The sequence below is a fragment of the Actinosynnema sp. NPDC050801 genome (assembly GCF_040673975.1).
In the GTDB taxonomy this organism is placed as follows: Bacteria; Actinomycetota; Actinomycetes; order Mycobacteriales; family Pseudonocardiaceae; genus Actinosynnema.
The window spans coordinates 1-20,716 of sequence record NZ_JBFAQZ010000033.1; the positions used below are offsets into that span (position 1 = coordinate 1).

Here is a 20,716-nt window from a genome sequence, read left to right on the forward strand (position 1 = left end):
GGCGGGACGCTTTTCCCCGCCGTGCCTGCCCGGCTTTGGCCTGCCTGGGGTGCCCGTAAGGGCCCCATGTCAAATCGAGCCGGACCCAACCACCCCACCCCACCACCCAACACCGAGTTAGTACGGAGACCACGACAACTAAGCGCGCCCCCTGCTCCCCGCCCCTCCCCCTCGCCCTCCCCCCGCACCTCCCCCTAGCCCCGCCCGTCCAACACCCTCGCCAACTCCAACCTCGACGACACCCCCAACTTGACGTACACCCGCGACAGGTACACCTCGATCGTGCGCGGGCTGTAGTGCAACGCCGCCGCGATGTCCCGATTGCGCATACCCTGCTGCACCAATCGGGCGACGTTCTCCTCCGCCGCCGTCAACACCCCGGGCGCCTTCGCCCGAGCCCGCGGCACCTTCGCCCCCAACTCCCGCAACCGACCACCAGCCTGCCGCCGCAACCCGTGCGCCCCCAGCCGCTGGAACACCGCGTACGCGTCGAGCAACTCGGGCACCGCCGCGCTCTCCACCACCCCCAACGCCAGCTGCGACCGCGCCTTCTCGAACACCAACCCACCGGCCTCCGCCTCGGCCACCGCCTCGCGCAGCACCCCGGCGTCCTGCTCGGCCATCCCGATCACCCGCCGCACGGTCACCCGCGTCCACGGCGCCACCCGATCGGCCGACACGACCCGCAGCCGCTTCACCGTCTGCCGGGCCTCCTCCACCCGACCGTGGGCCAGGTCCAACTCGACCAGGCGACCCAGCAGCACGCAGCTGTACGCCGTCATCCCGTCGTCGTCCACGGCCTCGACCAACGTGGTCCGGGCGCCCTCCACGTCACCGCGCGCCGCCAGGTAGCCGGCCATCGCCAGCGCGTGCAGGCGGGCCATGTTCGGGCTGGTCGGCGGGTCGAGCGCGGCCAGCCGGGCGGCCACGTCCAGCTCGCCCCGCCACGTGCGCACCTCCAGCTCGATCGCGCGCAGGCCGTGCAACATCATCAGCTCCTGCCGCGACTCCAGCTCGGCGGCGGCGCGGCCGACCCGCTCCAGGCACGCGTCCCACTCACCGCCGAACCAGTCCAGCGCCGCCCGCGCCACCTCCAGCTCGCCGCGGAAGGCGTGCCCACCCGCCCGTTCCCGCAGCTCTTCCGCCCGACGCAGCCGCCACGACGCGTCGTGCACCAGACCGGCCAACGCCCCGGTGGACGCGCCGACGGCCAGCGCCTGCAGCTCCAGCGCGGGCTGACCGTCCGCCGAGGCCAGGGACCGGTTGGCGTACTCGACCGTCTTGTCGTGCCGGAACAGCATCGACGTGATCACCGCCAGCCGGTCGAACACCACGACACCCTCCGCCGCGGACGTGAACGGCATGGCCTCGATGCGGTCCGCGGCCTCCAACGCCTCCGCGTGCCGTCCGGTGAACACCAACAACAGCGCGCGCTGCGCGTGCAACGCGGCCGGTGCATCGCCCGCCCGCACCTCCGCGTCGGCCAGCCGCAACGCCTCGACCAACCGCCCGACCAGGAACAAGCTGCTCAACACCACCACCGCGCACCTCGACCGCTCCGCCCCGGGCGGCAGGGCTTCCAGCGCGGCCAGGCCGGGCGCGATGGCGGCGGCCGGCCGGGACGCGTGCGCCAGCGCCCGGCACTGCGAAGCGAGCAGCCCGGCCCGTTCGGGCGCGGTCACCGGCAGCAGCTCCAACGCCCGCGCGCACAACGCCGCCGCCGTCTCCGGCGCGGTGGTGCGGTTCGCGTCGGCGGCCTGCGCCATCACCCGGACCGCGCGCAGGTCGCCGGGCGGCGCGGACTCCGCCAGGTGCCAGGCCAGCTCCATCTCGTCCACGGCCAACCCGCGCGCCCGGTCGTCCAGCAGCCGGGCGCTGATGAGGCTGTGCAGGTGCCGGCGTTGCGCCGGTCCGATCTCCTGGTACAGCGCCTCACCGACCAGGGCGTGCGAGAACCGGTAGCCCCGGTCCTCGTCCCGCACCACGATGTGCGCGCGCAGGAGACCGTCGAACGCGTCCACCACCACGTCCTCGGGCAGTGACGCCACCCTGGCCAGCAGCCCGATCTGGTCCAGCCGAACCCGCCGGAAGATCGACACCGCGCGGGCCACCGCCCGGGTGTCCCGGTCCAGCGGCGCGACCCGCCGCAGCACCGCCTCCCGCCTGGTCAGCCTGATCGCGGACGGCGACACGGTCAGCCTGGCCCGGTCGCCGTCGACCGCGACCAGGTCCAGCTCGCGCAGCGACCGGGCGATCTCCACCGCGAAGAACGGGTTGCCGTCCGCCCGCTGGTGCACCTCGTGCGCCAGGCCGTCGTCCACCGGCGTGCCCAGCACGGTCTCCACGATCCGCGCCACGTCGCCGCCGCTCAACGGGGCCAGGCGCACCCGCACCACCTCGGCGTGCCGTTCGAGCCGGTCCAGCAGTTCCTCGACGCCGGGGTTGCGGTGGTGCTCGCGCACAGCCGTGATCAGCACCAGCGGCGCGGCGGTGACCCGGCGCAGCACCACGGCCAGCATGGCCAGCGAATCGTCGTCCACCTGGTCGAGGTCGTCCAGCACGAGCGCGGCGGGCCTATCGGCGCTGAGGCCGGTGAGCGCGCGGGCAACGAGCTCACAGGACCGACCGAACCAGGTCGCGTCCGGTTCCGCGGTGAGGTCGAGCGCGTCCAACGCGGCCCGCACCGCCCCCGACCCGAACCCCGCCCCCGACAACGACCCAGACCCCGACCCCGGCAACGAACGCAACGCCGTCGCCACCGCCGCGTACGGGATGCGCCTGCTCACGTCGTCCGACTCGGCCGCGGCCACCGCGCAACCCCGGTCCCGCAGCCGCCGACCCACCTCCGCCAGCAGGCTGCTCTTGCCGATACCCGGCTCGCCCGACACCACGACGGCCACCAACCCGGCCGCGGGCACGCGCTCGACCACGTCGAACACGGCCGCCAGCTCGATTTCCCGGCCGAAGAAAGGCGACAAGGGCGACCTCCCCTCGTTGGGCACACCACCCTACCGACTGAGGAATCCCTACTCACGTGGCGTGGCTCACGGTGGTGGCATGGCGGTGCACACCACTGCCGCACCTGGAGGGCCGATGACGGTCGAGGGCACCTGCGCCGACGAGTTCGCCGAGGTTCGCGCCGAGTTCGAACGCAACTTCGCCGAGCGCGGCGAGCTCGGCGGTGGCGTGCACGTGACGGTGGACGGCGAGACCGTCGTCGACCTGTGGGGCGGTGACGCCGGCGGGCGGCCGTGGACGGAGGACACGATCACGCACGTCTGGTCGTGCACCAAGGGCGCGACCGCGTTGTGCGCGCACGTCCTGGCGTCACGCGGTGAGCTGGACCTGGACACGCCGGTGGTCCGGTACTGGCCGGAGTTCGGGGCCAACGGCAAGGCCGACACGCTGGTGCGGCACCTGCTGGCGCACCAGGCCGGGTTGAGCGCGGTGCGGGAGCCGGTGCCCCCGGGCGGCATGTTCGACTGGGAGCTGATGACCGGCCTGCTGGCGCGGCAGGAGCCGTTCTGGGCGCCCGGCACGCGGCACGGCTACCACGCGTTGACGTTCGGGCACCTGATCGGCGAGGTGGTCCGGCGGGTGGCCGGGATGCCGTTGGCGGACTTCTTCGAGAAGGAGGTGTCCGGTCCGCTGGGCCTGGACTTCTGGTTGACGTTGCCGGAGGACCTGGAGCCGCTGGTGGCGCCGACCGTCCCGGCGGACCGCGGCGAGGCGGTGCCCGCCGTGTACGTGGCGGCGATGACGCGGCCCGAGTCGATGCAGGCGCTGCTGGTGGCCAACAGCGGCGGGTACGTCGCCGCGTCGAACAGCCGTGAGGCGCACGCGGCGCAGTACGGGGCGGTCGGCGGGATGAGCAACGCGCGCGGCCTGGCGCAGATGTACCGGCCGCTGGCGCTGGGCGGCGAGTACAACGGGGTGCGGCTGGTGGACGAGACCCAGGTCCCGGTCATGTCCGGGGTGGTGTCGGCCGGGTTCGACGAGATGCTCCTCGGGCCGACCCGGTTCTCGCTGGGGTTCCTCAAGGCGGTGGGCAACCACCACCTGCCCGCCGTCGAGCGCGGCGTGCTGATGTCGGAGGACGCGTTCGGGCACTCCGGGATGGGCGGCTCACTGGGGTTCGCCGACCCCGCCGCCCGGATGTCGTTCGGCTACGCGATGAACCGCATGGGCCCGGGCGTGGGCGTCAACGCGCGCGGCCAGTCCCTTGTGGACGCCGTGTACCGCGCCCTCGGCCACCGCCAAGCTCCAGGCGGGATCTGGTTCCGCTGAACTCCCCCGCCCCCGCGTCAGGCCGAAATCCCGTAGACCGAACGCAGCCAGACGCAGGTCAGGGTGTCGACCAGCTCCCGGTCCCTTGCCGTCGACCGGCGGGACCGGGAGCGGGCGAGGAAGGCCTGTTCGTTCATCGCCACCAGGACCGCGGCCAACGACTTGGCGTCCGGTCCCGGCGGTGCGACGCCCGCGTCCCGCTCGATGTCGATCTGCGAGGCGGTCGCGTCGATGAACCGGTGCGCGACACCGGTCCAGAACTCGCGCATCAGCGGGTCGGTGTCGCGGGCCCGGACGGCGGCGCGCAGCACCGGGCCGTGCTTGCGCCACAGGGCGAGGCTCGCGCCCAACGCGCGCCGGATCGAGTCCTCGGGCGGCTCGCTGCCGCGCCGCAGCCAGGACGACGCCGACTCGTAGAGCGCGTCGAGGATGCCACCGGACAGCGCGTGCAGCACCGCTTCCCGCGACGCGAAGTGGAAGTAGAAGGTCGACCGCGAGATGCCCGCGCCCGACGCGAGCTCGTCGACCGCGATGTCATCCAGGGCGCGCGTCTGCAACAGCCGCTCGGCGGTGTCCAGTATCGCCTGGGACGTCAGGTCGCCCTTGCTGGGCCTGCGCCGCGACCCGACCGTGCCGGCACGTGGGGACATGGCGCACATCCTCGGTTCAGCGCACCGGCAGCCGCAAGGTTTCCGCACGCACCGCCACCAAGTCGCAAGCTCCGCAGTGGACCGCACGGGGTCGCGATGCCCGACCTGGTGCCCGACCGGTGCACGACCCGATCTCCCGGTTGGCGCACGACCCGATCTCCCGGTTGGCGCGCGTCACCGCGCCGGGCGGGGTAGACAGGAGGCGTGGATCCCCTCTGGGCATTGCGACAGGTGGCGTTCCAGCTGGAGCGCGCCGGTGAACCCACCTACCGGGTCCGGGCGTTCCGCAAGGCCGCCGAGGTGGTGGCGGCGTTGCCGGACGGCGAGGTGGAGCGGCGGGTCGCGGCGGGCACGTTGACCGACCTGCCCGGCATCGGCAAGGCCACCGCCGGCGTGATCACCGACGCCGTGGCGGGGCGCGAGCCGACCTACCTGAGCCGGTTCCGCGAGCCGGTGGTGGGCGGGCAGGCGCTGCGGGCGTTGCTGAAGGGGGATTGCCACACCCACTCCGACTGGTCCGACGGCGGCAGCCCGATCCGCGAGATGGCGGAGGCGGCGCGCGACCTCGGGCACTCGTGGATGGTGCTGACCGACCACTCGCCCCGGCTCACGGTGGCCAACGGGCTGTCCGCCGACCGGCTGCTCAGGCAGCTGGACGTGGTGGCGGAGCTGAACACCGAGCTGGCGCCGTTCCTGATCCTGACCGGCATCGAGGTGGACATCCTGGACGACGGTTCGCTCGACCAGCGGCCCGAGCTGCTGGAGCGGCTGGACGTGGTGGTCGCCAGCGTGCACTCGAAGCTGCGGATGCCCGCGCCGGAGATGACCCGGCGCATGGTCGCCGCCGTGTCCAACCCGCACGTCGACGTGCTCGGCCACTGCACGGGACGGTTGGTGGTCGGCAAGGGCAGGCCGGAGTCGACGTTCGACGCGGAGGCGGTGTTCTCGGCGTGCGTCGAGCACGGCACGGCGGTGGAGGTCAACTCGCGGCCGGAGCGCCGCGACCCACCGGGGCGGCTGCTGCGGCTGGCGGTGGAGCTGGGGTGCTCGTTCTCGATCGACAGCGACGCCCACGCGCCGGGGCAGCTGGACTGGCTGTCGTTCGGGTGCGAGCGGGCCGAGGAGTGCGGCGTCACCCCCGACCGGGTGATCAACACCCTGGACGCCGCAGAACTCCTGACCCGCTGACACCACCCCACCGAACCCCTCGCCCACCACCCGCGACCGTCAGCGGCCGGCCGTGGCGGGCCGGTGCGTCCTCGACGCCCGGACCAGGTGCCCGTACCACGGGACCAGCGGCCCGGTGCGGCCGTCGACCAGCCGCTGCCACGTGGACCGGCACAGCGCGAGGAACGGTGCGGCGTCCCAGTACCGCGCCAGTTCCGCCAACGGCCGGTTCTGCACGTTGCCCAGGCCGTAGCGGCGGTCGAACCCGTACGACACCGGGACCGCCGCGCCGTTCGCCTCGATCACCAACGGGGTCAGCCACCGGCCGAGCGGCTGCTCCTCGTCCACCGGCACGGCCATGAACGCCTCCGGTTTGCGCGCCAGCATCGTCCGCGGCACGGCGTCGAGCTGCACGGCGAGACCGTGCTCCTCGGAGATGCGGCCGAGCTCCACCGCCGCGTAGGCCAGCTCGACCGCGTCCGGCCGCTCGCCGGCCATCAACCGGTTCGCCGCGCCTTCGGGTTCGAGCGGGTGGACCTGGAGCAGCAGGGCCCCGGATTGCGCCGCCGCCAAGGCGATTTCACCCAGTTGGGTGGCATTCCCCTGGGTCAACGTGGTGATCACCCCGACCGGGATGCCCACCTCGGTGAGCCTGCGGATACCGGCCAGGGCCTTCTCGAAGCACCCTTCCTGGTCCCGGATCCGGTCGTGCGTGGCGCGGTCGCCGTCCAGCGACACCGCCACCAGGTCGACCAGCCCCCGCACCAGGCCGATCCGGCGCTGGGTCAGCGCCACCCCGTTGGTCGTCACGGTGGTCCGCATGCCCGCCGCACGGGCGGCACGCAGGAGCGCGGGCAGTTCCGGGTAGAGGAACGGCTCGCCGCCGGAGACGTTCAGCACGTCGTAGCCGAGCCCGGCCGCGTCACCCACCACGGTCGACAGCACGGAGACGGGGATCGACTCGGCGACGTCCGGTCCCGAACTGGAGTAGCAGTGCAGGCAGCGCAGGTTGCACAGCCTCGTCGGGTGGACTTGCAGGACCGCCCGCCCACTCGTCTGCCCCATTCCACCCTCCCGTGATGCTCGCTATCCGTATGGAGCACGCAGGGCCCGCCGTGATACGTCGATCCGTCACCACTCTTCGGATCCATTCCCTCCAACGTGGGAACCTCGCCGCTCGCTGAAACGGCATGTGACGGCTTGACGACTCTCCATACAGGCGGCGAGGCGGGAGCACGAGATGAACGCACACCAGATCGCGGTCGTCCTGCACGCGACGGACCCCATCACCAGGGCCGGTGTCACCGCGGCGCTGCGGTCGCGGCCGGAGATCCGGTTGGTCGCGCCGGACGAGCCGGCGCCCGTGGCACTGGTGGTGCTGGACCGGCTCGACGGTGGGGCGCGTCAGCTCCTGCGCAGGCTCCAGGTGCCGGGCGGCGCGGGCATCGTGCTGGTCGCGGGCGACATCGCCGACCCGGAGCTGCTCAACGTGGTCAGCAACGGCGTGTCCGCGGTGATCCGCCGGTGCGACGCGACGCCCGACACGCTGGTGCGCTTGGTGAAGGCCACCGCAGCGGGCCAGGGCGCGTTGCCGGCGGACCTGCTCGGCAGGCTGCTGGACCGGGTGTCGCGGTTGCAGCGCAACGTGCTCAACCCCAACGGCTGGACCTTGGCGGGCATGTCCGACCGGGAGACCGAGGTGCTGCGGCTGATCGCGGACGGCTTCGAGACCCGCGAGATCGCCGAGAAGCTGTGCTACTCGCAGCGCACGGTCAAGTCGATCCTGCACGACGTCACCAACCGGTTCCAGCTGCGCAACCGGGCGCACGCGGTGGCGTTCGCGCTGCGCGAGGGCCTGATCTGACCCGTCGCGGCTCGCCCGGACCGCACACTTCCCCATTCACCGCCGCAATTGTGCGGATAACGCGTGGAACTACTCGGATTAGCGCTTTTCCGCCTGCACCCCACCGGCCGGTGCTAACGTGCTGCGCCAGTCGAGGCATTACCCGGCATTTGCCCGAGTTCGGCTCACGTCTTGGACCTGAAGGGGTCGGCGACATGGATGACCAGGACTTGACCACCCCACGGGCGCGGCGCGGCACCCGGTCGGTGGTGTGGTTGTCGGCCGCGGGCGTGGCCGTGCTGGCGTTGGGCATCATCATCGGCGGCGCGCTCGACGCCGACCCGGCCACTCCGGCCGACGCGCGTTCGGCCACGTTGCCGCAGGTGGAGACCACCGCAGCCACGACAACCGCGACGGCGGAGAGCGTCGCCGCGGCGAGACCGGGCACCACCTGGCTCTCCGACCTGCCGCCGGTCGACAGCAGTTCGATCGACGACATGTACGTGGAGAGCCCGTGGACCGCCGCCGCCGCGAAAGTGCGGGAAGTGACGTACACCAAATCCATTTCGGCCACCGGCGCGTGGTGCGCGTCGGCCCGGCTCACATTCGCGGTGGACGCAAAATTCGACCGCTTCACCGCCCAGGTCGCGATCGCGGACGATTCATTGGAGACGAAAGAACTCGACTTCTACGTCCTGGTGGACGACCAACGCGTGGTCGAGGTCGCGGCGGGCACCACGCCCCAGCCGGTCGACGTCCCCCTCACCGGCGCACGCCTGCTGACCATCGGCGTCGAACCGCCGGCGGCCGACCTCAGCGGCTGCCCGGGACCGGAACGCGTGGGCGTCTGGGCGGACCCGGCCCTGACCCCCGCACCACCTCGGTGAACGTGCCCCCCGCGACCCCGACCACCACCTCGGGCCGGCGGTCCTAGGTCAACCTGGCGGCCAGGTCGGCCACCCGCTCCCCGTCGTAGCGCAGCAGGAGGTCGCGGACACCGGCCGCGCAGTCGCGGTGCTCGGCGCCGTGCAGGTCGAGGCCGCGCAGCGCCCGCAGCCACCGCCAGTCGTCGTCGGCCGCCTCGGCGAGGAGCTGGAGCCCGTGGCGGCCGGCCGTGCGGCGGCCCAGCGCCCGTTGGGAGGCGGGCCACCGGGCGGTGATCTCGGCCAGGACGACCAGGTGCCGGGCCTGCTCCACGAGCCCCTGCCGGTCGCCGAGCCGGATGAGCACCCTGATGTAGTACTGCCAGATCGTGAGCATCCGCTTGGCCTCGCGCACGGACAGCGCCGGCTGCTCGCGCAGGCGTTCGGCCATCCGCTCCAGCACTCCTGCGTCGTGCTCGATGTTCCCCACCTCGGCGTTGACCTCGGGAGCGGCCATCGGCACGATCGCGGGCCGCGGCTCCTCCGCCCGCGCCGAAGGCTCCGGCTCCGAGGTCGTCGCCCCGGCCCCGGCTTCCGGCCGAACCGGCTCGGGCTTCCCCGGGTCGGGCTTCCCCGGGTCGGGCTGCCCAGGGCCGGCCTGCCCCGGCTCGGGCCGGACAGGGTCGGGCCGCACCACCTCGCCGAGCAGGCCGACGAGCAGGTCGGGCACGCTGTCGGGCGTGACCGGCGGGATGGTCACCGGCAGTTGGATCAGCTTGCGCAGGAAGCTCCAGCCGGCGCTCGGGTCGTCGCCGTGCAGCGCCGACTTCCGCAGCGTCGAGTAGACCTCGTCCAGGTGCGCCGCCACCGCCGTGGTGTCCAGGCACAGCACGAACCTGGTCACCGGGAAGGTGCGGGTGACGAACAGGTTGACCGCTTCGAACACCTCGGCCGTCGCGCCGGGCGTGCACCGGTCGAGGTCGTCCACGAACACCACCATGTGGTGCCCGCTGGTCTCCACGTCCTCCAGCACCGCGAACACGTCGTGCTGGGCCAGGTAGAGGTAGCCGGAGCGGGCGTTGTGGTACGGGTCGCGCAACGCCTCGTCGGACGTCCCGCTGGGCACCGGGCCGACGAACAGGTCGGCCGGCAGGAAGTCGGCCGCGGGCCGGGTGAGGTACCGCCAGGCCGAGTGCCCGACCGCCGCGAGGGTCACCACCACGGCGATGATCACCGCGATGTTGGAGCCCGCGATGTCCACCCAGGCCAACCGGTAGGTGTCGGTGGACCGGGCCAGCTGCGCCACGATCGGGACCGCGAGGGCGAACACCGCCACCGCCAGCAACGGCGACAGGACGCCCTTGCGCAACGCGCGGCGCACCCGCATCCGGTCGACGCGATCGAGGTTGCGCTGGAACCAGTACCGCTCGGTGACCGGTTCCCCACGCGGCAGCAGGACCTTCCCGACCGCGTCGAGGATGGTCTTGGTGAGCCCCGCCCACACCTGTTCGCTCGTCTGGTGCGCCCACGGTTCGAAGTGCACCGCGATCAACGGCGGCTCGGCGGCCGACTCGGCCCGCACCACGTTCGTCGGTTCCCACAGCGCGCCACGCCGACCGCTCAACGCGCGATCCGCCTCACGCGCCCGCAACCGCCGCACCGGTTCGGCGGGACGCACCGCGCGCGGCGCCTTGTCCAACTCCTGCCCGACCAGGTCCACCAGGGACGTCTTGCCGATGCCCCACGGCCCGTCCAGCGCGATCACCGTCGGCCCGGACCGGTCGTGGTCGCCGTCGGACGCCGTGGGCGCGATCAGGTCGGCCAACGCGCCGATCATCGCCTCCCGCCGCAGCAGGTCCGCAACCGGCGGCCGGTCACCGTACCCGCGGGTCCGCACCCGCCAGTCCTTCACCGGCTCGTGCCCGGTCGGGGCCTCACGCTGCCGGAGGTCGGGATCGAGGGTGACGACATTGCCCATGCGCTTGAGCACGGCGGCCACAGGGTGCCCTTCGGCGACCAAGCTGGCCCAGGTCGAGGAGTCGACGGTGACAACGACCAGGATTTCCGTTGACACGGTGACGCGCTGCAAGTCGACCAACGTCTCGACGAACACCGTCCCGCCACCGGCGTCCCGCAGGAAGCGCCCGAGGTCGTCGAGCCACACCACCGTGCGCGCCGGCAACGACCCGCCCGGCGGGTCCCGCAGCTCGGACAGGGACTCGGGCCGCCACAACCGCCAGTCCGGCAGCCGGCTGCGGGCGGCTTGCCAGACAGCCCGAGTCTTCCCGGCACTGCTCTCGCCCACGATCACCGCGGCGCCCGGCTGCCCGAAGAGGTCGCGCAGTCGCTGGTCGACCTCGCGAGGAACGTACGGGGGCAGCTCGGAATCCTCGTGCCCGCGGTGCACGCCGAGTTCGAAGGGGTCCGACTCGTCCAAGCGCCGGAACACCCCGGCGGACGTCGCTCCCGGTTCGCCGGCAGCGACGTTGCGCACGACCGGGCGCATACCGCCGTCGTCCGGCACGTACAGGCTCGGCGGCGGTACCGGGCGGTTGGCCAGCTTCGCGCGGATCGCGAGGTGGATCGTCCCGACGTCGAGCAGGCCACCCGCGCCGACGACACCCCGGCGCAGCACCTCAAGCAGGGCGTCGGTGAAAGCCGTCTGGGGCGAGCCGTCGGTGAACGTCGCCAGCCGGCGGTCGTGACCGGTCGCGCCCAGGACCGCGATGCCGCCGAGGGTCGAGAGCCGACTCGCGCTCGCCGCGTAGGAGCAGTCGAGGATGACGATGTCGTCCGCGGAGCCCACCGGTAACCCGATCGAGTCAAAGCGCAGGGCCGAGGAACGCAGGTCGTCCGGGTCGGTGCCCCTCACCCCGAGGTAGAGCACACCCTGGTCGTCCCGGTGACCGTGACCGGCGAAGTAGACCAGCAGTCGGCCCGCGCGACCCACGGCGCGCGCGGCCGACCTGATCGCCCCGACGACCTCCTCGACGGTGTCGGGGTCCTCCAGCACCGTGCAGTTCTGCGCGGGGAGTCCCCACAGCCGCTCGTCGCGCAGCAGCGCGGCCAGGTCCCGCGCGCCCGCCGCCACCTTGGGCAGCCCTCGCTGGACCCGGTAGTGAGCAGCGATCAGCACTGCCCGGGATGCGAAGGGATCCGGTAACCCTGCGGCGGTCGGCGTGGACATGGGGGCATCGAACACCATCCTCGCCGCCGCCACCTTCTGAACAGCTCACGGCGGTCGGCCCGACGGTGGAGCACCGCCGGGCCGACCGCGCGACCCAATGCACGACCTACTGCGCGACCTACTGGTAGCAGGGCTTCTCGAACTTGAAGTCCTTCGCCGTCGGTCCGGTGAAGAAGTCCTCCACCAGGCCGACACCGGTCGCCGCCTGCTCGTCCGGCTTGTAGATCAACGTCTGCCGGAACGCCGAGTCGTTCGAGTTGCCGGCGAAGTTGCCCGCACCCTCCGGCAGCATCCCCTCGTAGTCGACCGACTTCAGCTGCCGCACGGCCGCCAGCACACCGGCCCGGGTCAGGTCCTTGTTCTCGGCCGCCTTGGCCAGCGCCGCCTTCAACGGGTACGACCACACCCACCCGGCCGTGTAACCGTCGTTCGGGGTCACGCTCGGCAACGCCTCACGCAGCGCCTTGTGCCCGGGCGAGTCCGTCGCCCACGACTTCCACGGCGCGGACTGCAGGTACAGCGCCTTGATGGCGGGCGCCGCCGGGCTCTGCATCAGACCCTGGTTCCACGTCGGCGACGTGCCGATGAACTTGCCCTTGAACCCGCGCGCCGCGGTCTGGCCGATGATCACCGCCGCGTCGGTCGGCCCGGTGGTCAGCACGACCACGTCCGGCTTGTTCGCCAGCACCGCGTCGATCGCGCCACCCTGGTTGTCCTGACCCGTCTGGGTGACCGCGTTGGTGAACGTCACACCGCGCTTCTCCGCCGCGATCTTCGCGCCCGCCGCCGCGTCGTCGCCGTAGTCACCCGGCAGGTGCACGGCCATCACGCTCTTCGCGCCCAGCTCGTCCACCGCGTAGTCCACCGAGTTCATCGACTCGACGCAGTAGTTCGCGCCGGACTCCAGCACGACCTCCTCCACGCCCCACAGCGACGTCCACGACGCGGGCACGCTCACCATCTGCGTGCTCTCCAGGTCCGGCAGGATCGCCGCCGTCGTCGGCGAGCCCAACGTCTGGGCCAGGGCCAGCACCTTGCCCTTGATCTCCTGGTACACCTGGTTGTGGATCTGCGGGTTGTACTTGTTGTCCTTGACGTACGTGGTGACGTCCACGTCGTAGCCGCCGACGCCGCCCTGGTCGTTGACGCGCTTCCAGAACGCCTTCTGCGACTCCGTGATCGGCACCGCGAGCGTCTTGAACGGCCCTTCGGTCAGGTCCGAGATCGACCCGAGGTAGATGCAGCCCCGGTCACTGTGGCCGGTGTCCGGGCACGGCTCGCTGGTCACACCGAAATCGACCTTGATACCGCCCTTGCCCTCCTGCGGGGCCGCGCCGTCGCCACCGCGACAGGCGACGGTTGCCAGCGCCACCACGGAGAGCACCGCGAGCACCGCTCTGTGACTTGCCATCCCATCCACCCTTTCAGTACGAGAAAGGCCAGGTGCGCCAGTAGTTGCGGACGCGCACCCAGATACCGAACAGGCCACGTGGCTCGACGATGAGGAACACCACGATCAGCAGTCCGTAGAGGACCGCCTCGACCTGGAACACCGTGACCGCACCGGTCGCGTCTGCGCTGATGAACGGCAGCACCGTCGGGAGTTCCCGGGTGATGCGCGGCAGCAGCGTGATGAACAGCGCGCCCATGATCGCGCCGGAGATGGTGCCCGCGCCGCCGATGAGCACCATGGCGATGTACTGCACCGACAGCAGCAGGCCGAACGAGCCGGGGTCGAAGAACCCGTTGACCACGAACAACAACGAGCCCGCCACACCGGCGTAGAACGACGACACGGCGAACGCCAGCGCCTTGTACCGGGTCAGGTCGACGCCGATCACCGCCGCCGCCAGGTCCCGGTCCCGCACCGCGGCGAACGCACGCCCGATCCGCGACCGCACCAGGTTGCGCGCCAGCACCGCGAAGATCACCAGCAGCACGAACATCAGCAGGTACAGCTGCTGCGGCCCGCTGAAGAACTCCGACGGGCGGTCCAGCCGAACGCCGAACAGCTCGGGCACGGCCGCCGGCCGACCCACACCGGGGCCGCCGGTCAACGACGTCCACTCGCGGAACACGTGCTCGCCGAGGAACACCAGCCCCAACGTCACGATCGCCAGGTACAACCCGCGCAAGCGGGCCGCGATCGGCGCCACGATCAACCCCGCGAGCCCCGCCACCAGCCCGGACGCCAGCAGCCACACCGGCAGCGACGTGACGCCGAACCCGAGCACCCGCCCGTCCGGGTCCCCGGACAGCGCCGCGCCGGTGTACGCGCCGATGGCCAGGAAGAACGCGTGGCCCAACGACACCTGACCCGCGTACCCGGTCACGATGTTCAACCCGATCGCGCCGATCGCCGCGACGAACCCCGTGGCCAGCAACATGAGCAGGTCGTCGGTGATGGCGAACGGCACCAGCAGCGCCACCACTACCAACGCCCCGGTCCACGTCCGCTTGGGGCGCGTGTTGAGGAACGCCATGTCCTGCGCATAGGAGGTGTAGAGATCCGGACGACCCTTCACAAGCGCTCAACCTCCTTGCTGCCGAACAGCCCGTAGGGCCGCACGAGCAGCACCAGCAGCATCAGCACGTACGGCGCGACCAGCGCGAAGTTCGGTCCGAGCCACGGCGCGACGTCACCCTGGTAGGTGCCGACCAGCGACTCCACGACCCCGACCGCGAGCCCGCCCACGACCGCGCCGCCCAGCGAGTCCAGGCCGCCGAGGATGATCGCCGGCAACGCCTTCAGCGCGATCACCCACAGCTGCTGGTCCACGCCGGCGCCGGTGGCCACGAACACCCCGGCCAGCGCGGCCAGCCCGCCGGCGATCGCCCACGACAGCGCGAACACCGAGCCGACCGAGATGCCCTGCGCCAGCGCGACCTCCTGGTCGTAGGCGACCGCACGCATGGCCAGCCCGACCCGGGAGAACCGGAAGAACGCGAACAGCACCGCGACCACGGCCACCGTCGTCCCGAACATCACCAGGTACCGCTGCTGCACCTCGACGCCGAGCAGCGTCACCGTGGACAACCCCCACGGGTCGCCGACCTGGCGCACGTCCAGCCCGATGAACGCGTTGGTCACCACGCGCACCACCACGTCCACGCCGATGGTGATGATCGCGACCACGAACACCGGCTTGCCGATCATCGGCCGCAGCACGGTCCGCTCCACGCCCAGCGCCAGCACCGCGATCAGCACCGCCGCGATCGGCACGGCCGCGAAGAACCCGACCTCCGCCGCCAGGTAGCTCACCAGCACCGCGCCCGCCAGCATGAACGCCGGCTGGGCGAAGCTGATCACCCTGGTCGACTTGTAGATGATGACGAAGCCCAGCGCCAGCAGCGCGTAGATCGACCCGGAGCCCAGACCCCGGATCAGCGATTGCAGGAACTCGGTCATCCGCGCCCCCCGAGGTACATGTCCTCCACGAGCTCGCCGAACACCTTGGCCAGCGCCGACCGCTTCACCTTCTGCGTCGCGGTCAGCTCGCCGTCCTCGTGGTCGAGCTCCTTGGGCAGCATGCGGAACTTCTTGACCTGCTCCACGGTGGCGAACCGCTCGTTGACCTTCGTCACGATGCCCTGCACCAACTCGCGCACCTCGTCCTTCTCCGCGAGGTCGCGGTAGGTGGTGTAGGTGATCCGGCGTTGCCTGGCCCAGTGGCCGACGGTGTCCTGCTCGATGCCGATCAACGCCACCAGGTACGGGCGCTGGTCGCCGAGCACGATCGCTTCCTTGATGTACGGCGAGGTCTTCAGCGCGTTCTCGACCTCCGACGGCGCCACGTTCTTGCCGCCCGCGGTGATGATGATGTCCTTCATCCGGTCGGTGATGCGCACGTGCGTGCCGTCGACCCACTCGCCCACGTCACCGGTGCGCAACCAGCCGTCCGGGGTCATCGCCCGCCGGGTGGCGTCCTCGTCGCGCCAGTAGCCCGCGAACACGCCCGCGTGCCTGGTCTGGATCTCGCCGTCCTCGGCGATCCGCAGCTCCACGCCGGGGTGCGGCTCGCCGACCGTGCCGACCTTCACCCGGCCGGGGCGGTTGCCGGTGGCGACGGCGCTGTTCTCGGTCATCCCGTACACCTCGTGCATCGGCACGCCGATGCCCATGAAGAACCGCAGCACCTGCGGTGAGATGGGCGCGGCGCCGGACGACGCGTACCGGACGTGCCTCATGCCGATCCGGGCCTTCAACGCGCGGAAGCAGAACAGCCAGCCCACGCCGTACTTGAGCCGGGTGCCGAACGTGTGCCTGCCGCCGTTGCGCACCAGCTGCTCGCCGAGCCCGTCGGCCACGCGCAGCCAGAACCGGGTGGTCGCCCGCTTGAGCCAGGTGGCGCTGGACGCGCTGATCGTGATGGCCGCCAACACCTTCTCCCAGATGCGGGGCACGCCGAACAGGATCGTCGGCTGCACCTCGCGCAGGTTCGCCTGCACGGTCTCGATGGACTCGGCGAAGTGCACCTGCACCCCGGCCGACGCGCTGAACCAGGTGGTGAAGATGCGTTCGGCGACGTGGCACAGCGGCAGGTAGGACAGCGTGATGTCCTTGGGCGACGGGGGCGGGTCGGTGAACCCGCCGCCCTCGACCAGGGAGTCGATGGCGAACTCGACGTTGGCCACGGTGAGCATCGCGCCCTTGGGCGGTCCGGTGGTGCCCGAGGTGTAGATCAACGTCATCACGTCGTCCGGCTCGGCCTCGCGCATCCGCCGGGCGACCGCGTCCGGGTGGCTCGCCCGGTGCTCCGCGCCCAGGGCCAGGAAGTCGTCCCAGGACAGCAGCTTCGGGTTGTCGTAGCGGTGCCGGATGCCGCGCGGCTCCAGGTAGACGATGCGCTCCAGCTCGGGCAGGGCGTCCAGCACCGCCAGCGCCTTGTCGACCTGCTCCTGGTCCTCGGCGATGAGCACCCGCGCACCGGAGTGCGACAGCAGGTAGGCGACCTCACTGGCCGGGTTGGTCGGGTACAGGCCGACGGTGGTCGCGCGCACGGCCACCGCGCCGATGTCGGCGTAGAGCCACTCACGGCGGTTCTCCGAGTGGATGGCGACGCGGTCGCCGGGGTCGACGCCGAGCGCCAGCAGGGCGTGCCCGACCAGCTCGGCCTGCGCCCAGTACCGCGCCCAGGTCACCTCCCGCCAGATGCCGAAGTCCTTGGCCCGCAGCGCGACCGCGTCCGGGGTCTCGACGGCCCGGTCGCGGACGCGGGTGACGACGGTGGTGAGCTCCGCGGCGGTCGCCGTGGTCATGCCACACCTCCCACGCTCTGGTGGTCCTCGCCCAGGTAGGCGCGCACGACGTCCGGGTCCTGCTGCACCTCGGCGGGCGAGCCGGTGCGGATCGGCTTGCCGAAGTCCAGCACCATCACCCGGTCCGCGAGGTCCATCACCAGGCCCATGTCGTGCTCGACCATGACCATCGCGATGCCCAGCTCGTCGCGGACGTCGAGCACGAACCGCGCCATGTCCTCGGTCTCCTCGACGTTCATGCCCGCGACGGGCTCGTCCAGCAGCAGCACCTTCGGCTCCATCGCCAACGCCCGGCCCAGTTCCACGCGCTTCTGCACGCCGTACGGCAGCAGGCCCACCGGCAGGCGGCGCCACTGCTCCAGTTCGAGGAAGTCGACGACCTCCTCGACGGCCTCCCGGTTGGCCAGCTCCTCGCGCCGGGCCCGGCCGACCCACGCGAACGCGGACAACGCCCCGTACCGCATGTGGTTGTGCCGGCCCAGCATCAGGTTCTCCACCACGGTGAGGTGGGCGAACAGCTCGATGTTCTGGAACGTCCGGGCGATGCCCATGGCGGCGATCTTGTGCGGGCGCTTGCCCAGCACCTCCTCGCCGCGGAACCGCACCGAGCCCGTCTGCGGCCGGTACACGCCCGACAGCACGTTGAAGATCGAGGTCTTGCCCGCGCCGTTGGGGCCGATGATGGCGAACAGCTCGCCCGCGGCCACGTGGAACGACACGCCGTCCACCGCGGTGACGCCGTCGAACGACAGCGTCACGTCGCGCACTTCCAGCACGTTGCCCGTCACTTCGGGCGCCTCGTCGGGGGAGCTCACGACAACCACCGCTTCCGCCGCTTGTAGTGCTTCACGTCGCGGAACGACTGCGCGGTGGCCTCACCGCGCAGCCCCAGGTAGAACTCGCGCACGTCCTCGTCGGCCAGCAGCGCGGCGGCCGGCTTGTCCATCACGACCTTGCCGGTCTCCAGCACGTAGCCGTGGTCGGCGATGGACAGCGCCATGGTCGCGTTCTGCTCGACCAGCAGCACGGTCGTGCCCGCCTTGTTGATCTTCACGATGAGGTCGCGCATCTGCTGCACCATGAGCGGCGCCAGGCCCAGGCTCGGCTCGTCCAGCAGCAGGTAGCGCGGCTCGGACATCAGCGCCCGGCCGATGGACAGCATCTGCTGCTCGCCGCCCGACAGGTAGCCGGCGCTCTGCCGCCGCCGTTCGCGCAGCCTGGGGAACAACTCGTACATCCGTTCCAGGTTTTGCTTGATGCCGCGCGGCCTGCTGTGCCCGCCGATGCGCAGGTTCTCCTCGACCGACAGCTCGGCCAGGATGCGCCTGCCCTCCAGCGCCTGCTTCACGCCGAGCGTCGCGATGCGCGTCGGCGAGGAGCGGTGGATCGGTTCGCCGTCCAGGGTGATCCGGCCGCGGGTGATCTTGCCGTCGTGCACGTCGAGCAGGCCGGAAAGCGCTCGCAGCAGCGTCGTCTTGCCCGCTCCGTTCGCGCCGAGCAGGGCGACGATCCGCCCCTCCGGAACCCTCAGGCTCACGCCGCGCAACACCAACATCACGTCGTCGTAGACGACCTCAAGGTTGTTCGCCTCAAGCACCAGGCGCCTCCGGGGATGTCGGGGAGGCGATCAGTATGACTCCGATCACAGGGTTACCTACCACCGTTCGCAAACCGTGATGAACCAGCCCACGGCATGTTCGGCTTTCACGATTCTGTTGCTCAGTCCTGTGTGGACTGGTGTAGCGGGCGGGGTGCGCGGGTATGCCCCCGGCGACTACGACGAGGGTGTGAAGGAGCGGTCGCCGCACATGGATGGCTCGGAGGTGGAGCTCAGGGTGGCGGCGAGGCCGGCCCACCTCTCGACGGTTCGCGCGGTGGCGGGGGCCATCGCCCGGTCCACGCCGGAACTGGCCATCGACCTGGTCATCGCGGTGGACGAGGCGTGCAGCGCGTTGATCGCCCGGACCCTCAACCCCTCGGCCGTCATGCTGTGCCGGTTCGCCCGGGAAGGTGATTCCGTGCGCTTCCGGGCGGAGGTCCGGTCATCGGCCGTCACCGTCCCCGATCATGACTCGTTGTACTGGCGGGTTGTCAGCTCCGTGACCGACGCGGTGGCCACCTGGGTTGACGGGGAGGGCCGGTTGCAGGTCGAGCTGAGGTGTCGCGCATGAGGCTTCGGGCATGAGGTGGCGGGCGGAGGTGTCGGACATGGGGTGTCGGACATGAGCGCCGTGGACTACCAGCCGCTGTTCCACGCGCTGGCTGAGGCCGAACGGGACGGCGAGCACTACCAGCGGCTGCGGGACCGGCTGGTCACCGAGCACCTGCCGATGGCCAGGCACATCGCCGACCGGTTCGCCGAGCGCGGCGAGTCCGTCGAAGACCTGCGCCAGGTGGCGGCGGTCGGGTTGATCAACGCCGTCGACCGGTTCGACGTGTCGCGCGGGATCGACTTCCTGGCGTTCGCCGTGCCCACGATCACCGGTGAGGTGCGGCGCTACCTGCGCGACCAGGGGTGGGCCGTGCGCGTGCCGCGGCGGTTGAAGGAGCTGTGCGTCGCCATCGACACCGCGCGGGTCGAGCTGTCGAGGCACACCGGGCGCACGCCGACGCCCAGCGAGGTGGCCCGGCACCTAGGCATCGGGGTGGACGAGGTCTACGAGGGGCTGCACGCGACCTCCGCGTACCACCTGCTGTCGTTGGACGAGCAGTCGATCAGCGAGGAGTTGAACCACGCCGACCGCCTGATCAGCGACGATCCGGCGCTGGAGGTGGTCGAGCTGCAACACGCGTTGGACCCGATGCTCCGCGGGCTACCCAAGAGGGAGAGGCGGATCGTCGTGCTGCGGTTCTTCCGGGGCATGACGCAGAGCCAGATCGCGGACTCGGTCGGCGTGTCGCAGATGCACGTCTCGCGGCTTTTGAGCCGATCGCTGGCCCGGTTGCGATCGCTGCTCGATGATGAGTAGCGCTCGGGCTCGACGGGTGCGCTCGGGCTCGACGGGTGCGCTCGGTGATTGCGGGTCGACCGGCGGGGTGACAGAGGGGTGGTCGCAGTGGTGACAAGCCTGGCGGGGCTCGCGTGGCCGCAGCGGACAGCCCTGATCCTGGGCGGGCTGCTGCTGGTGTGGGGCGTGGCCGACTTCCTGCGCGGCGAACCGCCGTTGGCGGTGCTGCACCTGGTGACCGGTGTGGCGATCGGGGCGGCGGCGCTGCGGACCCGGGTGGCCCGGATCGTCGGCACGTTGATGGGTGTGCTGTTCCTGGTCGTGTTCGCGTTCGGCCTGGGCGAGCCGGGCGGGGCGATGGACGCCGGGGTCGTGGGGAACGCGGTGCACCTGCTGATCGGCTTCGCGTCCGTGGCCCTCGCCGAGAGCTGCGCGTGGTGCGAACAACGAGCCCGCCGCACCGCCCGCTCGAACTGACCCCGCCCGCCACACTTTCGGGGGTAAGACCCTAT

17 protein-coding genes are annotated in these 20,716 nt (G+C 71.5%); 7 read left to right on the forward strand and 10 right to left on the reverse strand.

Annotated elements, in window-relative coordinates; all coding sequences use genetic code 11:
* Positions 1 to 194: 194 nt before the first annotated feature.
* Positions 195 to 2,978, reverse strand: a complete 2,784-nt coding sequence (locus tag AB0K14_RS37850) for an AAA family ATPase (protein WP_360460360.1) — start codon at positions 2,976 to 2,978, stop codon at positions 195 to 197.
* Between the two features lie 115 nt (positions 2,979 to 3,093).
* Here AB0K14_RS37850 and AB0K14_RS37855 point away from each other — a divergent pair, with 115 nt between their 5' ends.
* Entirely contained in the window at positions 3,094 to 4,287 is a 1,194-nt protein-coding gene (locus tag AB0K14_RS37855; protein ID WP_360460362.1) for a serine hydrolase domain-containing protein, read from the forward strand.
* Positions 4,288 to 4,304: 17 nt separating this feature from the next.
* Here the strand turns inward: AB0K14_RS37855 and AB0K14_RS37860 are convergent, their stop codons facing one another.
* Entirely contained in the window at positions 4,305 to 4,937 is a 633-nt protein-coding gene (locus tag AB0K14_RS37860; RefSeq protein ID WP_360460364.1) for a TetR/AcrR family transcriptional regulator, read from the reverse strand.
* A 204-nt stretch (positions 4,938 to 5,141) separates the two neighbouring features.
* On the opposite strand from AB0K14_RS37860, the gene AB0K14_RS37865 reads away from it, so the two are divergent.
* On the forward strand, positions 5,142 to 6,125 hold the full coding sequence (locus tag AB0K14_RS37865) for a PHP domain-containing protein (RefSeq protein WP_360460366.1): 984 nt from the start codon (positions 5,142 to 5,144) through the stop codon (positions 6,123 to 6,125).
* A gap of 39 nt (positions 6,126 to 6,164) precedes the next feature.
* On the opposite strand, the gene AB0K14_RS37870 is transcribed toward AB0K14_RS37865, so the two are convergent.
* Positions 6,165 to 7,169, reverse strand: a complete 1,005-nt coding sequence (locus AB0K14_RS37870; protein WP_360460368.1) for a radical SAM protein — start codon at positions 7,167 to 7,169, stop codon at positions 6,165 to 6,167.
* 175 nt (positions 7,170 to 7,344) lie between these two features.
* On the opposite strand from AB0K14_RS37870, the gene AB0K14_RS37875 reads away from it, so the two are divergent.
* On the forward strand, positions 7,345 to 7,968 hold the full coding sequence (locus AB0K14_RS37875; protein WP_360460370.1) for a response regulator transcription factor: 624 nt from the start codon (positions 7,345 to 7,347) through the stop codon (positions 7,966 to 7,968).
* A gap of 194 nt (positions 7,969 to 8,162) precedes the next feature.
* A complete protein-coding gene (locus tag AB0K14_RS37880) occupies positions 8,163 to 8,834 on the forward strand; it encodes an NPCBM/NEW2 domain-containing protein (protein ID WP_360460372.1) in 672 nt (223 codons plus the stop codon).
* A 43-nt stretch (positions 8,835 to 8,877) separates the two neighbouring features.
* Here the strand turns inward: AB0K14_RS37880 and AB0K14_RS37885 are convergent, their stop codons facing one another.
* The 7 genes from AB0K14_RS37885 to AB0K14_RS37915 all read right to left on the reverse strand — a co-directional run bounded on the left by AB0K14_RS37885 (position 8,878) and on the right by AB0K14_RS37915 (position 18,853).
* Entirely contained in the window at positions 8,878 to 11,946 is a 3,069-nt protein-coding gene (locus tag AB0K14_RS37885) for a P-loop NTPase fold protein (RefSeq protein ID WP_360460374.1), read from the reverse strand.
* A gap of 169 nt (positions 11,947 to 12,115) precedes the next feature.
* On the reverse strand, positions 12,116 to 13,408 hold the full coding sequence (locus AB0K14_RS37890) for an ABC transporter substrate-binding protein (RefSeq protein ID WP_360460376.1): 1,293 nt from the start codon (positions 13,406 to 13,408) through the stop codon (positions 12,116 to 12,118).
* A gap of 13 nt (positions 13,409 to 13,421) precedes the next feature.
* Positions 13,422 to 14,522 carry a branched-chain amino acid ABC transporter permease gene (locus AB0K14_RS37895; protein WP_360460378.1) on the reverse strand — a complete coding sequence of 367 codons (1,101 nt, stop codon included), beginning with the start codon at positions 14,520 to 14,522 and terminating at the stop codon, positions 13,422 to 13,424.
* The gene (locus AB0K14_RS37900; protein WP_360460380.1) at positions 14,519 to 15,406 is read right to left on the reverse strand and encodes a branched-chain amino acid ABC transporter permease; all 888 of its coding nucleotides are present in this window, start codon (positions 15,404 to 15,406) and stop codon (positions 14,519 to 14,521) included. Before AB0K14_RS37900 ends, AB0K14_RS37895 begins: the two co-directional genes overlap by 4 nt.
* Positions 15,403 to 17,256 carry an AMP-binding protein gene (locus AB0K14_RS37905; RefSeq protein WP_360460382.1) on the reverse strand — a complete coding sequence of 618 codons (1,854 nt, stop codon included), beginning with the start codon at positions 17,254 to 17,256 and terminating at the stop codon, positions 15,403 to 15,405. Before AB0K14_RS37905 ends, AB0K14_RS37900 begins: the two co-directional genes overlap by 4 nt.
* On the reverse strand, positions 17,253 to 18,071 hold the full coding sequence (locus AB0K14_RS37910; RefSeq protein WP_360460384.1) for an ABC transporter ATP-binding protein: 819 nt from the start codon (positions 18,069 to 18,071) through the stop codon (positions 17,253 to 17,255). The genes AB0K14_RS37905 and AB0K14_RS37910 overlap by 4 nt, the downstream gene beginning before the upstream one ends.
* Positions 18,068 to 18,853, reverse strand: a complete 786-nt coding sequence (locus AB0K14_RS37915; protein WP_360460386.1) for an ABC transporter ATP-binding protein — start codon at positions 18,851 to 18,853, stop codon at positions 18,068 to 18,070. The genes AB0K14_RS37910 and AB0K14_RS37915 overlap by 4 nt, the downstream gene beginning before the upstream one ends.
* 211 nt (positions 18,854 to 19,064) lie before the next feature.
* On the opposite strand from AB0K14_RS37915, the gene AB0K14_RS37920 reads away from it, so the two are divergent.
* From AB0K14_RS37920 to AB0K14_RS37930, 3 genes are all read left to right on the forward strand, one after another.
* Positions 19,065 to 19,427, forward strand: a complete 363-nt coding sequence (locus AB0K14_RS37920) for an ATP-binding protein (protein WP_360460387.1) — start codon at positions 19,065 to 19,067, stop codon at positions 19,425 to 19,427.
* Positions 19,428 to 19,478: 51 nt separating this feature from the next.
* The gene (locus AB0K14_RS37925) at positions 19,479 to 20,225 is read left to right on the forward strand and encodes a SigB/SigF/SigG family RNA polymerase sigma factor (protein WP_360460389.1); all 747 of its coding nucleotides are present in this window, start codon (positions 19,479 to 19,481) and stop codon (positions 20,223 to 20,225) included.
* Positions 20,226 to 20,312: 87 nt separating this feature from the next.
* Complete coding sequence (locus AB0K14_RS37930) at positions 20,313 to 20,681, forward strand: hypothetical protein (RefSeq protein WP_360460391.1); 369 nt, start codon at positions 20,313 to 20,315, stop codon at positions 20,679 to 20,681.
* Positions 20,682 to 20,716: the final 35 nt, after the last annotated feature.